Below are 13,882 nucleotides of genomic sequence, written 5' to 3'. Positions count from 1 at the left end.
CCGCCGGTCACGCCAGGCCGGGGCCCCGGACGGGGATGTGGGTGAACGTGGGGGCCGGGGCCGGGTTCTGGAAGAAGTCGTTGCCCTTGTCGTCCACGACGATGAACGCCGGGAAGTCCTCGACCTCGATCTTCCAGACCGCCTCCATGCCGAGCTCCTCGTACTCCAGGACCTCGACCTTCTTGATGCAGTCCTGGGCCAGGCGCGCCGCAGGGCCGCCGATCGAGCCGAGGTAGAAGCCGCCGTGCGTGCCGCACGCGTCCGTCACCTGCTGCGAGCGGTTGCCCTTGGCCAGCATGACCTTCGAGCCGCCGGCCGCCTGGAACTGCTCGACGTACGAGTCCATCCGGCCGGCCGTGGTCGGGCCGAAGGAGCCCGAGGCGTAGCCCTCGGGGGTCTTCGCCGGGCCGGCGTAGTAGACCGGGTGGTCCTTCAGGTACTGCGGCATCTCCGCGCCCGAGTCCAGCAGCTCCTTGATCTTGGCGTGCGCGATGTCGCGCGCCACGACCAGCGGGCCGGTCAGGGAGAGGCGGGTCTTCACCGGGTGCTTGGTGAGCGTGGCGAGGATGTCCTCCATCGGCTGGTTCAGGTCGATCGACACCACGTCCGACGCGTCGGCCAGGTGCTCGTCCGTCGTCTCCGGCAGGAAACGGGCCGGGTCGCGCTCCAGCTGCTCCAGGAAGACGCCCTCCGCGGTGATCTTCGCGGTCGCCTGGCGGTCCGCCGAGCAGGACACGGCGATCGCGACCGGCAGCGAAGCGCCGTGGCGCGGGAGCCGCACCACGCGCACGTCGTGGCAGAAGTACTTGCCGCCGAACTGCGCGCCGATGCCGATCTTCTGGGTCAGCTCGAAGACCTGCTGTTCGAGCGCCTCGTCGCGGAAGCCGTGGCCCAGCGGGGAGCCCTCGCGCGGCAGCTCGTCGAGGTAGTGGGCCGAGGCGTACTTCGCCGTCTTGAGCGCGTGCTCCGCCGAGGTGCCGCCGACCACGATCGCCAGGTGGTACGGCGGGCAGGCCGCCGTACCGAGGGAGCGGATCTTCTCCTCCAGGAACTTCATCATGGAGGCCTCGTTGAGGACCGCCTTCGTCTCCTGGTAGAGGAAGGACTTGTTGGCCGAGCCCCCGCCCTTGGCCATGAAGAGGAACTTGTACGCGCCGCCGTCGGTGGCGTACAGCTCGATCTGCGCGGGCAGGTTCGAGCCGGTGTTCTTCTCCTCCCACATGGTGAGCGGGGCCATCTGCGAGTAGCGCAGGTTGAGGCGCGTGTACGCGTCGTAGATGCCGCGCGACAGGGCCGCCTCGTCGCCGCCCTCCGTCAGCACGTTCTGGCCGCGTTTGCCCATCACGATCGCCGTGCCCGTGTCCTGGCACATCGGCAGGACGCCGGCCGCCGCGATGTTCGCGTTCTTGAGGAGGTCGAGCGCGACGAACTTGTCGTTCGACGAGGCCTCGGGGTCGTCGATGATCCGGCGCAGCTGCGCGAGGTGCGCGGGGCGCAGGAAGTGCTGGATGTCGTGGATGGCCTCTTCGGCGAGCTTGCGCAGCGCCTCGGGCTCGACCTTGAGGAACGTACGGCCGTCGGCCTCGAAGGTCGAGACGCCCTCCGAGGTCACCAGCCGGTAGGGGGTGGTGTCCTCGCCCAGGGGCAGCAGGTCGGTGTACGCAAACTCTGGCATGACGGCAGTCATTCCTCACTCGGCAGACGGCGCTGACGACCAATTGGCAGCGCGGCTATCCAGCGTAGGACCTCCGTCCCGGGCTGTGTCTGTGAGGTAAGGCTCACTGTCAACTATCGCGATCTATCGCGAATCGCTATGCTGGTTGACGTGGACCTGGAAAAGAAGCCTGCCGCGCCCGCCGACCTGCGGGCCTCCGACGCCGATCGCGACCGGATCGCACACATCCTGGCCGACGCCCTCGCCGAGGGCCGGCTGACCGCCGACGAGCACTCCGAGCGGCTGGATTCGCTGTACGCCCTGAAGACCGTCGGGGAGCTGGAGGTGCTCGTACGGGACCTCCCGGCGCCCGGCGGCCCGGCCGCCGCGGCGCCCGCGTACGGACAGCGTCCGGCCCCGGCTCCGGCTCCGGCCGCCGGCCAGGCCGCGGTCGCGGAGACCGTGGTCGCCGTGTGCAGCAGCTCCACCCGCAAGGGCCGCTGGCGGCCCGGCGCGCACACCCGCGTGGTCTGCGTCCTCGGCGACGTCACCATCGACCTCACCGAGGCCGTCTTCGAGCAGCAGCTCACCGAGATCGACGTGACGAGCGTGCTGGGCAACGTCGAGATCACGGTCCCGGAGAACGTGACGCTCCGCGGCTACGGCAGCGGGGTCCTCGGGAACTTCGAGGTGCACGGCGAGGGCCGCGCCGACACCACCGACCCGAACGCCCCGGTCGTGATCATCCGCGGCTTCTCGCTGCTGGGCAACATCGAGGCCCGGCCCAAGCTCGGCGCCCGCCTGGTCGACCTGACCCTCAAGCTGCGCAAGCGCCTGCAGGGGTAGCGGGCCGCGGGCTGCGCCGTCCGGGGCCCGCTCCGGGCCGGGGCGGCGTGCGCGGGCACGTGACGGGGTGCGCCGGCGTCGGGTTTCGGTCGAAGTTCGGCGGGGCGGCTCCCTTGCCCCACGCAGTGCATAGGGGCGCGCACAGCGGGTAGGGACAGGTGCATCGTCTCTCGCTTGCGTATACGTCGTCAGGAGTAGGCCGTGCCGCATCCGCCGCATCAGTCCCTGCAGGTAGCCGCCGTACCGAGCCTTCAGGCGCGTCCGGCGGCCGTACCGAAGCCACGGGTGCCGGCGAGGGAAGACGACGGCCCATGGCACGCGGAGGCGGTGTGCCGCCGGGACGAGGCGGGGCTGTTCTTCGCCCCCTCCAAGGAGCCGACGGCCGCCCGGCTCTCCCGCGAGGAGGCCGCGAAGCGGGTCTGCGCGCGCTGCCCGGTGATGGTGGCCTGCCGCGAGCACGCACTGCTCCAGCCCGAGCCGTACGGGGTGTGGGGCGGGCTCACCGCGGCCGAGCGCCGCGTGGTGCTGGCCCGCCGCAGGCGCCGGGCGGCGGAACTGCGCCAGGCGCCGGGAGCCGGGCCGATAGCCGCCGCGGGCTGAGACCCGCACGCGGGCAAGCGGGAGGGGCGCCACCGCCGCACGCGGTGGCGCCCCTCTCGCTGCCCGGGACCGCCTGGAGGCCCGCCCTGAAGGCCTGCCGGGTCCTACTGGGCGCGGTCGAAGTCGATCGCGCTGTACGCGCGCAGCTTCGACAGGCGGTGCGTCGAGTCGATCTGCCGGATCGTTCCCGACTTCGAGCGCATGACCAGCGAGGACGTGGTCGCGGTCTCCGAGCGGTAGTGGACGCCGCGCAGCAGCTCGCCGTCCGTGATGCCGGTGGCGACGAAGAACACGTTGTCGCCGGAGACCAGGTCGTTCGTGTGCAGGACGCGGTCCAGGTCGTGGCCCGCGTCGATCGCCTTCTGCCGCTCGGCCTCGTCCTTGGGCCACAGCTTGCCCTGGATCGTGCCGCCGAGGCACTTTATGGCGCACGCCGAGATGATGCCCTCGGGGGTGCCGCCGATGCCGAGCAGCAGGTCCACGCCGGTGCCCTCGCGCACCGCCATGACCGAGCCCGCGACGTCGCCGTCGGAGATGAACTTGATGCGCGCGCCGGTCTCGCGGATCTCCTTGACGATGCCCTCGTGGCGGGGGCGGTCCAGGATGATCACGGTGACGTCCTCGACGGCCATGTTCTTGGCCTTCGCGACGCGGCGGATGTTCACCGAGACGGGCGCGTTGATGTCGACGAAGTCGGCGGCCTCGGGGCCGGTGACCAGCTTCTCCATGTAGAAGACCGCGGACGGGTCGAACATGGTGCCGCGGTCGGCGGCGGCCAGGACGGCGATGGCGTTCGGCATGCCCTTGGCGTTCAGGGTGGTGCCGTCGATCGGGTCGACCGCGATGTCCACCTCGGCGCCGGTGCCGTCGCCGACCCGCTCGCCGTTGAACAGCATCGGGGCTTCGTCCTTCTCGCCCTCGCCGATGACGACGACGCCGTTCATCGAGACGGTGGAGATCAGGGTCCGCATCGCGTTGACCGCGGCGCCGTCGGCGCCGAGCTTGTCGCCGCGCCCGACCCACCGGCCCGCGGCCATGGCTGCGGCCTCGGTCACCCGGACGAGTTCCAGGGCGAGGTTGCGGTCGGGGGCCTCCGGAGAGACTTCGAGCTGGGGCGGCAGGTTGTGCTCGGTCATCGGAGCGCACCTTTCTGTACGGCGACGGCCGGGAAGTGAGGGTGCTGGAACTCTATCGGTACGTCGACAAATTGAGCAGACCGGGTCACGTATGAGCGCCATATCGGTCAGGCGTTTGGCGTGAGCGAACATCTTGCGGAACATCTCGCGGATCAGGACGGGCGCCGCGCCGACCCCGGCGGAGATCACTCCCGGTCATGGGGGACGATGGGGGCGTGGCAGGTATGAAGGGCAAGCAGACGGTCTGGGACATGGTCCGGTCGCTGGTGGTGATCGGGATCGTCGTCGCGGGGATCTACATCTTCGTCCCACATGACGACAAGGCCGATCCGACACACGTGGTCGACTACCGGGTGGAGACGATCACCGCGCGGCGCGCGGCGCCGTACCCGGTGGCGGCGCCGGTGGGGCTCCCCGAGCAGTGGCGCGCGACCTCGGTGACGTACGACCGCAAGGCCTCGAACGCCTGGCACCTGGGCTTCCTGGACCCGAAGGGGCAGTACGTCGCGATCGAGCAGTCCAGCGACGCCTCCGCCAAGCACCTGGCGGGCGTCACCCGGCAGGCGAAGGCCACCGGGCAGACGCAGCAGATCGGCGACCTGGTCTGGGAGCGTTGGGAGGGCGAGAAGTACGACGCCCTCGTCCGGCAGGAGCAGGGTTACGCCACGGTGGTGACCGGCACGGCCTCGTTCGAGGACCTGGGCGCGATGGCGGCGGCGCTGGAGTTCAAGCAGGGCGCGCAGCAATAGTCCCGACGACATGCGAGAAGGCCGCTCCCCGGGACCCCGGGGAGCGGCCTTCTGCGTACCTGGCCGGACTCAGACGGTGGTGATGACCTCGTCGAAGCCCAGGCGCGGGGAGCGGTCGAACCAGGCGTCCTCGCCCGGCTTGCCGATGTTGACGACCATGATCGGGGTGTGGTCGGCGTCCAGGAACTCCTTCTGGATGCCGGCGAGGTCGGCGCCGGTCATGGGGCCCGCGGCCAGGCCGGCGGCGCGGACGCCCACGATGAAGTACGCGGCCTGGAGGGCGCCGTTCACCAGCGCGGACTGCTCACGCACCGGGCGCTCGGAAAAGAACATGTCCTTGGCCGGCGGGAAGTGCGGCAGCAGGCGCGGCAGCTCCTCGTGGAACTCGTTGTCCGCGGAGAGGATCGCGACGAGCGGCGCGGCGGCGGTCTTGGCCCGGTTGCCCTCGGCCATGTGCTTCACCAGGCGCTCGCGGGCCTCGGGGGAGCGGACCAGGGTGATGCGCAGCGGGGTGCCGTTGAAGGCGGTGGGGCCGAACTTCACCAGGTCGTAGATCGCCTGGACCTGCTCCTCGGTCACCGGCTCGTCGGAGAACGAGTTGGCGGTGCGGGCCTCGCGGAACAGCAGGTCCTGAGCGGCGGAGTCGAGAACGAGAGACATCGGAAAGCCTTCTTCCATACAAGCGGGGGTGAAGCGATGTCCTGACTCTAAGCCCAAGGTAGTAGAATTTTCAACTAAATCTGCTGGGGGATGACTCACATCACGTTTGGCCCGCCGTCTCAGGCGTCCCGCTCGTCAGCCCCGCCGCCCTCGCGGGCGCCGTCAGCCCCGCCGGCCCCCGCCTCGCGGGCCGCCAGCGCCGAGTCGAGCCGGGCGCGGGCGCCCTCCAGCCAGTGCCGGCAGACCTGCGCGAGCTCTTCGCCGCGCTCCCAGAGCGCGAGGGAGTCCTCCAGCGAGGTGCCGCCGGCCTCCAGCTTGCGGACGACCTCGATGAGCTCGTCCCGGGCCTGCTCGTACCCCAACGAGGTATCGCTTTCCGTCATTCCCGTTCCGCCTTATGTGTGCAGTGCATCGAATACGTTCCGGTGTTCAGACCGGCCGGTTCACTCGGAGCCCGGCGCCGCCACCCGTACGGAGAACTCGCCCTCCGCCACCCTCGCCCGCAGCACCTCGTCCCCCGAGACCTCCTCCGGCGAGCGCACCACGTGCCCGTCCGCCCGCTGGAGTACGGCGTACCCGCGCTCCAGCGTCGCCGCCGGGGACAGCGCCACCACCCGGGCCAGGGTGTGCGCCAGCTCCGAATCGGCCCGGTCCAGCAGGTGCCCCAGCGTCCGCCGGGTGCGCCCCAGCAGGGCCTCCAGCTCGGCCTCGCGGGTCTCCACCATCCGCTGCGGATGGACGAAGACCGGCCGGCCCAGCGCGTGTGCGAGCCCCCGCTCCTCCCGGTCGAGCAGCCCGCGCACCGCCCGCAGCCCCCGACCCTGGAGCTGGCGCACCCGCTCCAGCTCCTCGCCCACGTCCGGGACCACCTTCTTCGCCGCGTCGGTGGGCGTGGAGGCCCGCAGGTCCGCCACGAGGTCCAGCAGCGGGGAGTCCGGCTCGTGCCCGATCGCCGAGACCACGGGCGTCCGGGCCGCCGCGACCGTCCGTACGACCTCCTCGTCGGAGAACGGCAGCAGGTCCTCCACGCTGCCGCCGCCGCGCGCCACGATGATCACGTCGACCTCGTCCAGGGCGTCGAGCTCCTTGACCGCCCGGATCACCTGGGGCACCGCGTTCACCCCCTGGACCGCCACGTTCCGTACCTCGAAGCGGACCGCGGGCCAGCGCCGCCGGGCGTTCTCCAGTACGTCGCGCTCGGCCGCCGAGGCCCGCCCGACGACCAGCCCGATCAGCTGCGGCAGGAACGGCAGCGGCTTCTTGCGGTCCAGCGCGAACAGGCCCTCGGAGGCGAGCGAGCGCTTGAGCTTCTCCAGCCGGGCGAGCAGCTCGCCGATGCCGACGGGCCGTATCTCGGTCGCCCGCAGCGACAGCTGCCCGCGCGGGGCGTACCACTCCGGCTTGGCCAGGACGACGACCCGCGCGCCCTCCGTCACCGCGTCCGCGACCTCGTCGAAGACCTGGCGGTAGCAGGTGACGCTGAGGGAGATGTCGTGCGAGGGGTCGCGCAGCGTCAGGAAGACCACCCCCGCCCCCGGCCGCCGCGAGAGCTGCGTGATCTGCCCCTCCACCCACACCTGGCCCAGCCGGTCGATCCAGCCCCCGATGAGCCGGGACACCTTGCCGACCGGCAGCGGCGCGTCAGCCGACGTATTCAGACCCATGTGCGCAGGCTATCCGGCTGCGCCGACAGCCACACTGACAGCCTCTCAGGGACCGCCGCCGGTGTCGGGATCCGGCCGGCCGCGGCGGGTTCTCTGAACGGCGAGGACCGCCAGGCCCGCCGCCAGCCAGACCGCGCCGACCAGCTGGGCCGTCCAGGCCGCCTCGACGATCACCGCGACGGTCACCGCCGCGCCCAGCACCGGCATCAGCAGGTGCTTCCACCAGATCGGGGCGCCCGCCCCGCGCTGCACCACGAACCAGCCGACGACCGAGGCGTGCAGCAGCGTGAACGCCACCAGTGCGCCCACGTCCACCACCGAGACCAGCTGGTCGAGCCCGTCGTCGCGGCGGGCCGCCCACACCGCCGCGATCAGCGTGATCGTCGCCGCCGCCAGCAGCGCGGGCCGCGGTGTCCCGTCCGAGGTGCGCGCCAGCGCCCCCGGAAGCCGCCGCTCGCGGGCCATCGCGAACACCAGCCGGCCCGCCGCCGCCTGGCCCGCCAGCGCCGCGAAGGCCGCCCCGATCGCCTTGCCGGCCGCGACCAGGTCGTGCAGCCAGGTCCCGACCGACGACTCCACCGCCGTGTAGAACGCCGGGCCCTGCTGCGCCGGATCGGCCGCGAGCCCCGCCGAGGACACCGGCATCAGCAGTGCCGCGAGGTAGCTCTGCACGACGAACAGCACCCCGGCCAGCGCCAGGCAGAACAGCACCGCGCGGGCCACCCGCGCCGAGCCGCCCGTCACCTCCTCCGCGAACGAGGCGATCGCGTCGAAGCCGAGGTACGACAGCACCGCCACCGACACTGCGCCCAGGACCGCCGCCGTGGAGAAGCCCAGCGAGCCGTCCCCCGCCAGCGGCGACAGCCAGCCGCGCTGCGCCCCGCCCCGGGCCAGCGCCGTCACCGCGGCCGCGACGAAGACCAGCAGCACCGCGATCTCCATCGCCAGCACGGCGAAGCCCACGCGCGCGGCCGCCCGAACGCCCCACAGGTTCAGCGCGGTGGTCACCAGTACCGCCAGCGCCGTCCACACCCACCGCGAGACCTCCGGGACCAGCGCGTTCATCGCGATCCCGGAGAAGAGGTAGGCGACCGCCGGGATCAGCAGGTAGTCGAGCATCGCCATCCAGCCGGCGATCAGCCCGGCGCCCTCGCCGAGCCCCTTGCGGGCGTACGTGAAGACCGAGCCGGCCTGCGGGGCCACCTGGACCATCTGCGCGTACGAGAAGGCCGTCAAGCCCATCGCGACCGTCGCGCAGAGGTAGACGAGCGCGACGGCGCCGTGCGATTTCGCGTCGAGCGTGCCGAAGACCCCGACCGGGGCCATGGGGGCGATGAACAGGAGCCCGTACACGACCAGGTCCCGGAATCCGAGGCTCCGGCGGAGGGCCGGCTTCGGCTCCGTACCGGGGTCCGTCACGGACGCCATCAGTCCTCCGAGGGGCGGTCGGTTCGTACGTTCGCCCCAGTCTGTGCCGAACGGGCGACGCCCGGCCTCCTGGAGACCCCCGTACGATGGACCGCATGACTGCTGCCGCCCCCGCTCCCGCTTCCCGACGCGTCCTGCTCGCCGCCCCGCGCGGCTACTGCGCGGGCGTGGACCGAGCCGTGATCGCCGTCGAGAAGGCCCTTGAGCAGTACGGCGCGCCGGTCTACGTGCGCCACGAGATCGTGCACAACAAGTACGTCGTCCAGACGCTGGAGAGGAAGGGCGCCATCTTCGTCGAGCGGACGGAGGAGGTGCCCGAGGGCTCCATCGTGATGTTCTCCGCGCACGGCGTGGCCCCGGTGGTGCACGAGGAGGCGGCGCGCGGCAAGCTCGCGACCATCGACGCGACCTGCCCGCTCGTCACCAAGGTGCACAAAGAGGCCATCCGGTACGCGAACGAGGACTTCGACATCCTCCTCATCGGCCACGAGGGCCACGAGGAGGTCATCGGCACCTCGGGCGAGGCCCCCGACCACATCACGATCGTGGACGGACCGGACGACGTGGACAAGGTCGTCGTGCGCGACGAGTCGAAGGTCGTCTGGCTGTCCCAGACCACCCTCTCGGTCGACGAGACCATGGAGACGGTCGACGCGCTGAAGACCAAGTTCCCGCTGCTGGTCTCGCCGCCGAGCGACGACATCTGCTACGCCACCTCGAACCGCCAGGCGGCGGTCAAGGTGATGGGCGCCGACTCCGACCTGGTCATCGTCGTCGGCTCCAAGAACTCCTCCAACTCGATCCGCCTGGTCGAGGTCGCCCTCGACGCCGGCGCGGGCGCCGCGTACCTCGTCGACTTCGCGAGCGAGATCGACGAGGCCTGGCTGGAGGGCGTCACCACGGTGGGCCTGACCTCGGGCGCCTCCGTGCCGGAGGTGCTGGTCGAGGAGGTCCTGGAGTGGCTGGCGGCGCGCGGCTACGCGGACGTCGAGATCGTCAAGACCGCCGAGGAGTCGATCGTCTTCTCGCTGCCGAAGGAACTGCGCCGCGACCTGCGCGCGGAAGCGGCTTCGCTGGTCGCCGAGAAGTAGGCCCCTTCGTTTCGTACGGTGATCCCATGCAGATCTTCGGTGTGGACATCGGTGGTTCAGGGATCAAGGGCGCTCCCGCGGACCTGGACCGTGGCGAGCTGGCGCAGGAGCGCCACAAGGTACTGACACCGCAGCCGGCCACCCCCGACGGGGTGGCCGGCTGTGTCGTCGAGGTGGTGCGCCACTTCGGCTGGGACGGCCCCGTGGGGGTGACGTTCCCGGGGGTGGTCACGGGCGGGGTCACCCGTACGGCGGCCAACATGGACAAGGGCTGGATCGGCGTCGACACGGCCGCCCTGCTGTCGCAGCGGCTCGGGGGCCAGTCGGTCACGGTGCTCAACGACGCCGACGCGGCCGGGATCGCGGAGATGACGTACGGCGCGGGCAAGGGCCGCGGCGGGACGGTGATCCTGCTGACGCTCGGCACGGGCATCGGCAGCGCGCTGTTCACGGACGGCCGCCTGGTGCCGAACACGGAGCTCGGCCACCTGGAGCTGAAGGGCCACGACGCGGAGAAGCGGGCGTCGGTCAAGGCCAAGGAGGACGGGGAGCTGACCTGGGAGCGCTGGGCGCACCGGGTGCAGCGCTACCTGGAGCACGTGGAGATGCTCTTCTCCCCGGACCTCTTCATCATCGGCGGCGGCGTCAGCCGCAAGCCGGAGAAGTTCCTGCCGCTGATCGAGGGCGTACGGGCCGAGATCGTCCCGGCGAAGCTCCAGAACAACGCGGGCATCGTGGGCGCGGCGATGGCGGCGAGGGGTACGGCGGCTTAGGGAGGCCGGCGGCTCGGGCGGCTCGGGTGGCTCGGGCGGCTTGGTTGGCTCGGGCGGCTGTCCGGCGGATCGGGCGGCTCAGGCGGTCCGGCGGGGGAGCCTGCGCCGGGAGATGAGCACCGCCTTGCGCACGACGACGATCAGCGCCGAGACGAGGGTCCCCCCGTACAGCCAGCCGGCGTGCAGCGACAGGGCGGACACGATGCCCATGAGCTCCGCGCCGAAGCCGCCGGAGCCGCCGGAGATGGGCCACACTCCGGTGGCGAAGGCGATCGGGGCGGAGATCGGCGCGGTGATCAGGTCGGCCGGGCGCACCCAGAGGGCGGTGGCGGCCGCGACGGGCAGGAAGAGCAGCCCGTACGCGAAGAGCGAGCCGTCGAAGAGCAGCCACGTGATCCCGGCGGCCAGGGCCATCGCGACGCAGGCGAACAGCCCGCCGCCCAGCCCGGTCAGCCGGGGCCGCGGCAGCCGCCGGGCGGGCGCGGGCCGGGGCCGGCCGCCGCCACCCTGGGCGGGTACGCCGCCGACCGGCCGCGCCGCCGGGGCCGGGCGGCGCGGCTGCTGTCGCTGCGGGTGATCCACCGAACGCGTTTTGTAGTGCTCCACCCCACCACGCTAGGCGGCCCGAGCGCGGTATCGGTGTGGGGACACGCGTACAACGACTGCCACTCATCGGAAAGTAAACTGTCCGGTGGCCCACCCCCGGGCCGCCGCCCCCTCCAGCTACGGGAAGTCGCCAACGTGTCGCTCACGATCGGAATCGTCGGCCTGCCGAATGTCGGCAAGTCGACCCTGTTCAACGCCCTGACCAAGAACGACGTGCTGGCGGCCAACTACCCGTTCGCCACCATCGAGCCGAACGTGGGCGTCGTCGGCGTCCCGGACCCGCGCCTGGCCGTGCTCGCCGGCATCTTCGGCTCGCAGCGCGTCCTGCCGGCGACGGTCGACTTCGTCGACATCGCGGGCATCGTGCGCGGCGCCTCGGAGGGCGAGGGCCTCGGCAACAAGTTCCTCGCCAACATCCGCGAGTCGGACGCGATCTGCCAGGTCATCCGCGCCTTCAAGGACGAGAACGTCGTGCACGTCGACGGCAAGGTCTCGCCGAAGGACGACATCGAGACGATCAACACCGAGCTGATCCTCGCGGACCTGCAGTCCATCGAGAAGGCGGTGCCGCGCCTGACGAAGGAGTCCCGCCTCCAGAAGGACAAGGTCGCCGTCCTGGCGGCGGTCGAGAAGGCCCAGAAGATCCTCGAAGCGGGCGACACCCTCTTCTCGCACGGCATCACCAAGGGCACGGAGCAGGGCGACCTCCTCCACGAGCTGCACCTGCTGACCACGAAGCCGTTCCTCTACGTCTTCAACGTGGACGAGGACGAGCTGGTGGACGACGCCTTCAAGGCGGAGCAGAGCGCCCTGGTCGCCCCGGCGGAAGCCATCTTCCTGAACGCGAAGCTGGAGCAGGACCTCTCGGAGCTGGACGACGAGGAGGCCCTGGAGCTCCTGCAGTCGGTCGGCCAGGACGAGCCGGGCCTGGCCACCCTCGGCCGCGTCGGCTTCGCCACGCTGGGCCTGCAGACCTACCTGACGGCCGGCCCGAAGGAAACCCGCGCCTGGACCATCAAGCAGGGCGCGACGGCCCCCGAGGCGGCCGGCGTGATCCACACCGACTTCCAGCGCGGCTTCATCAAGGCCGAGGTCATCTCCTTCGCGGACCTGGTCGAATGCGGCTCGGTCCCCGAAGCCCGCGCCAAGGGCAAGGCCCGCATGGAGGGCAAGGACTACGTCATGCAGGACGGCGACGTGGTGGAGTTCCGCTTCAACGTGTAATGGTCTCGGTACTGCGTGTTGCCTAGTTTTGTCAAACGTGCAGTTCAGAAGAGGTCGGACTCTGAGGAGTCCGACCCCTTCTGCATTCCCGTGCTGACTTGGTGCTGACCTCTTAGTTGCTTCGGGGCGGCGTGAGCTTGTCGAGGTTCAGGTTGACCTCGAAGGGCACGGGGCGTTGGAGGGTGCCTCGGAAGATCCCGGCGGGTGCATAGGTGCCTGTGGGTTCGTCGAGCTCGTAGACATGGACGACGGGTGCTCCGTCCTCGTCCTCGATGCGCCAGTAGTGCGGGATGCCGGCTTCTGCGTACTTGCGAAGTTTTACTGTGCGATCGCGATGGGCGGACTCTGGGGATACGGCCTCGATGACGAGCTTCACGTCCTCCGGGGCGTACCAGGTGCGGTCGGGATCATAGGGCAGGTCTGTCAGCAAGAGGTCCGGCTCGGGACGGTTGCGGGCATCGAGGCGGATCGTCATTTCCCGCTCGACCTCGAATCCGGCTGGTGCCTGCGCCATGAGCGTGGTGGTCAGGGCGGTGACGAGGCGGCCGTGCCAGGACCGCTGGGGCGACATCATGAAGACGAGGGCTCCATCGATCAACTCGGTGTGGCGCGGTGCTTGCGGGAGGTGGTCGAGGTCCTCCGCGAACCAGCCTTCCGCGCGCGGCGGGCGCATCCAGTCGGGCAGGGCGGTCATGGCTTCACGGTAGCGGTCTGCAGCTCAAGCTGGGGGGCGGACGACCTCAGCCGGATGATTTTCGGCAACTTTCCACGTTGCGCCAGCCACCTTCCTAGCATCCGGTCATGAGCGACTCATCGGTTCAGATCGCCACGGTGGTCATTTCCGTGGCGGCTCTCATCTTCTCCACGACGGCTGCGTTCTGGTCTCTCGTCTACAACCGGCGTCAGGCGAGGGCGGTTGCCGAGGCGAACGCCCTCACGGAGAGGGCCCAACGCGAGCAGGCGGAACCGTACGTCATCGTCGACATCAGGCCTCGCATCCCTGGTTCGTCATTGCTTGTGCTGGTGATCGAGAACATCGGCCAGACGCTGGCCCGCAACGTGCGCATCTCGGTGACTCCTCCGCTCCAGACCACTCTGGGTGCCGAGAAGGCCGAGATCCTCAACCGCGCTGTTGGTCGGCACATCGCGACCCTTCCCCCCAACCGCCGCATCCCCTTCGTCATGGATGTGGGCCATCAGCTCTTCTCCTCGGAACTACCCAAGGTGTACGAGTTTCAGGTTGACGCGGACGGCCCCTTCGGCCGTGTGGGCACGCTGACCTACACAGTGGATCTTGAGGCTCTGAGGGATAGCGCCCTTGAGACCGACTCGGTGGAGTGGAGTGCGCAGTCGTTCTCCACCGTTTGGCACTCTCATGAGATGCGTCTGCCCTGCTGTGGCAGGGGGACATGGGCTGTCGCGTTGGCCAGCGAGGACGCGCGGGTTGAGAG

15 protein-coding genes are annotated in these 13,882 nt (G+C 70.5%); 6 read left to right on the top strand and 9 right to left on the bottom strand.

What is annotated here, in order from left to right; genetic code table 11:
• Nucleotides 1-7: 7 nt before the first annotated feature.
• Nucleotides 8-1,675, bottom strand: coding sequence for a fumarate hydratase (locus ACIBAD_RS06670; protein WP_398904978.1), 1,668 nt, complete (start codon nucleotides 1,673-1,675; stop codon nucleotides 8-10).
• Nucleotides 1,676-1,825: 150 nt separating this feature from the next.
• On the opposite strand from ACIBAD_RS06670, the gene ACIBAD_RS06665 reads away from it, so the two are divergent.
• Nucleotides 1,826-2,500 (top strand): DUF1707 domain-containing protein, encoded by a 675-nt coding sequence (locus ACIBAD_RS06665; RefSeq protein ID WP_398904976.1) that lies wholly within the window; start codon nucleotides 1,826-1,828, stop codon nucleotides 2,498-2,500.
• 201 nt (nucleotides 2,501-2,701) lie between these two features.
• On the top strand, nucleotides 2,702-3,100 hold the full coding sequence (locus ACIBAD_RS06660) for a WhiB family transcriptional regulator (protein WP_078622249.1): 399 nt from the start codon (nucleotides 2,702-2,704) through the stop codon (nucleotides 3,098-3,100).
• A gap of 104 nt (nucleotides 3,101-3,204) precedes the next feature.
• Here ACIBAD_RS06660 and glpX read toward each other — a convergent pair whose 3' ends face one another.
• Complete coding sequence (gene glpX, locus ACIBAD_RS06655; protein WP_030159594.1) at nucleotides 3,205-4,236, bottom strand: class II fructose-bisphosphatase; 1,032 nt, start codon at nucleotides 4,234-4,236, stop codon at nucleotides 3,205-3,207.
• Nucleotides 4,237-4,460: 224 nt separating this feature from the next.
• On the opposite strand from glpX, the gene ACIBAD_RS06650 reads away from it, so the two are divergent.
• Nucleotides 4,461-4,985: a DUF4245 domain-containing protein gene (locus ACIBAD_RS06650; protein ID WP_398905419.1), complete on the top strand. Its 525-nt coding sequence runs from the start codon at nucleotides 4,461-4,463 to the stop codon at nucleotides 4,983-4,985.
• Between the two features lie 69 nt (nucleotides 4,986-5,054).
• Here ACIBAD_RS06650 and ACIBAD_RS06645 read toward each other — a convergent pair whose 3' ends face one another.
• The 4 genes from ACIBAD_RS06645 to ACIBAD_RS06630 form a co-directional block, all read right to left on the bottom strand.
• Nucleotides 5,055-5,645, bottom strand: a complete 591-nt coding sequence (locus ACIBAD_RS06645; RefSeq protein ID WP_398904974.1) for a malonic semialdehyde reductase — start codon at nucleotides 5,643-5,645, stop codon at nucleotides 5,055-5,057.
• Between the two features lie 119 nt (nucleotides 5,646-5,764).
• A complete protein-coding gene (locus tag ACIBAD_RS06640) occupies nucleotides 5,765-6,028 on the bottom strand; it encodes an exodeoxyribonuclease VII small subunit (RefSeq protein ID WP_134071600.1) in 264 nt (87 codons plus the stop codon).
• A gap of 60 nt (nucleotides 6,029-6,088) precedes the next feature.
• Entirely contained in the window at nucleotides 6,089-7,309 is a 1,221-nt protein-coding gene (gene xseA / locus ACIBAD_RS06635; RefSeq protein ID WP_134071598.1) for an exodeoxyribonuclease VII large subunit, read from the bottom strand.
• 45 nt (nucleotides 7,310-7,354) lie between these two features.
• Nucleotides 7,355-8,737: an APC family permease gene (locus ACIBAD_RS06630; RefSeq protein ID WP_134071596.1), complete on the bottom strand. Its 1,383-nt coding sequence runs from the start codon at nucleotides 8,735-8,737 to the stop codon at nucleotides 7,355-7,357.
• Nucleotides 8,738-8,823: 86 nt separating this feature from the next.
• Between ACIBAD_RS06630 and ACIBAD_RS06625 the strand changes: the two genes are divergently transcribed.
• The gene (locus tag ACIBAD_RS06625; RefSeq protein WP_134071594.1) at nucleotides 8,824-9,828 is read left to right on the top strand and encodes a 4-hydroxy-3-methylbut-2-enyl diphosphate reductase; all 1,005 of its coding nucleotides are present in this window, start codon (nucleotides 8,824-8,826) and stop codon (nucleotides 9,826-9,828) included.
• Nucleotides 9,829-9,854: 26 nt separating this feature from the next.
• Nucleotides 9,855-10,601 (top strand): polyphosphate--glucose phosphotransferase, encoded by a 747-nt coding sequence (gene ppgK, locus ACIBAD_RS06620; protein WP_134071592.1) that lies wholly within the window; start codon nucleotides 9,855-9,857, stop codon nucleotides 10,599-10,601.
• Between the two features lie 78 nt (nucleotides 10,602-10,679).
• On the opposite strand, the gene ACIBAD_RS06615 is transcribed toward ppgK, so the two are convergent.
• Nucleotides 10,680-11,207 carry a DUF6542 domain-containing protein gene (locus ACIBAD_RS06615; RefSeq protein ID WP_398904970.1) on the bottom strand — a complete coding sequence of 176 codons (528 nt, stop codon included), beginning with the start codon at nucleotides 11,205-11,207 and terminating at the stop codon, nucleotides 10,680-10,682.
• A 135-nt stretch (nucleotides 11,208-11,342) separates the two neighbouring features.
• Between ACIBAD_RS06615 and ychF the strand changes: the two genes are divergently transcribed.
• Nucleotides 11,343-12,431: a redox-regulated ATPase YchF gene (ychF, locus tag ACIBAD_RS06610; protein ID WP_099889686.1), complete on the top strand. Its 1,089-nt coding sequence runs from the start codon at nucleotides 11,343-11,345 to the stop codon at nucleotides 12,429-12,431.
• A 112-nt stretch (nucleotides 12,432-12,543) separates the two neighbouring features.
• Here ychF and ACIBAD_RS06605 read toward each other — a convergent pair whose 3' ends face one another.
• Both ACIBAD_RS06605 and ACIBAD_RS06600 read right to left on the bottom strand, forming a co-directional pair.
• A complete protein-coding gene (locus tag ACIBAD_RS06605) occupies nucleotides 12,544-13,125 on the bottom strand; it encodes a Uma2 family endonuclease (RefSeq protein WP_134071588.1) in 582 nt (193 codons plus the stop codon).
• Between the two features lie 314 nt (nucleotides 13,126-13,439).
• Nucleotides 13,440-13,628, bottom strand: coding sequence for a hypothetical protein (locus ACIBAD_RS06600; protein WP_398904968.1), 189 nt, complete (start codon nucleotides 13,626-13,628; stop codon nucleotides 13,440-13,442).
• Nucleotides 13,629-13,882: the final 254 nt, after the last annotated feature.

It is taken from the genome of Streptomyces sp. NPDC051109 (genome assembly GCF_044455885.1).
Lineage (GTDB): Bacteria > Actinomycetota > Actinomycetes > Streptomycetales > Streptomycetaceae > Streptomyces.
This window is presented reverse-complemented; position numbering and strand designations above follow the sequence as displayed.

What these genes read in the sequence shown, in the direction of transcription:
- ACIBAD_RS06670 (WP_398904978.1), bottom strand. Translation starts at nt 1,675, where the DNA reads ATGCCAGAGTTTGCGTACACCGACCTGCTGCCCCTGGGCGAGGACACC.
- glpX (WP_030159594.1), bottom strand. Translation starts at nt 4,236, where the DNA reads ATGACCGAGCACAACCTGCCGCCCCAGCTCGAAGTCTCTCCGGAGGCC.
- ACIBAD_RS06650 (WP_398905419.1), top strand. Translation starts at nt 4,461, where the DNA reads ATGAAGGGCAAGCAGACGGTCTGGGACATGGTCCGGTCGCTGGTGGTG.
- ACIBAD_RS06645 (WP_398904974.1), bottom strand. Translation starts at nt 5,645, where the DNA reads ATGTCTCTCGTTCTCGACTCCGCCGCTCAGGACCTGCTGTTCCGCGAG.
- ACIBAD_RS06640 (WP_134071600.1), bottom strand. Translation starts at nt 6,028, where the DNA reads ATGACGGAAAGCGATACCTCGTTGGGGTACGAGCAGGCCCGGGACGAG.
- xseA (WP_134071598.1), bottom strand. Translation starts at nt 7,309, where the DNA reads ATGGGTCTGAATACGTCGGCTGACGCGCCGCTGCCGGTCGGCAAGGTG.
- ACIBAD_RS06630 (WP_134071596.1), bottom strand. Translation starts at nt 8,737, where the DNA reads ATGGCGTCCGTGACGGACCCCGGTACGGAGCCGAAGCCGGCCCTCCGC.
- ACIBAD_RS06625 (WP_134071594.1), top strand. Translation starts at nt 8,824, where the DNA reads ATGGACCGCATGACTGCTGCCGCCCCCGCTCCCGCTTCCCGACGCGTC.
- ppgK (WP_134071592.1), top strand. Translation starts at nt 9,855, where the DNA reads ATGCAGATCTTCGGTGTGGACATCGGTGGTTCAGGGATCAAGGGCGCT.
- ACIBAD_RS06605 (WP_134071588.1), bottom strand. Translation starts at nt 13,125, where the DNA reads ATGACCGCCCTGCCCGACTGGATGCGCCCGCCGCGCGCGGAAGGCTGG.
- ACIBAD_RS06600 (WP_398904968.1), bottom strand. Translation starts at nt 13,628, where the DNA reads ATGGCCCACATCCATGACGAAGGGGATGCGGCGGTTGGGGGGAAGGGT.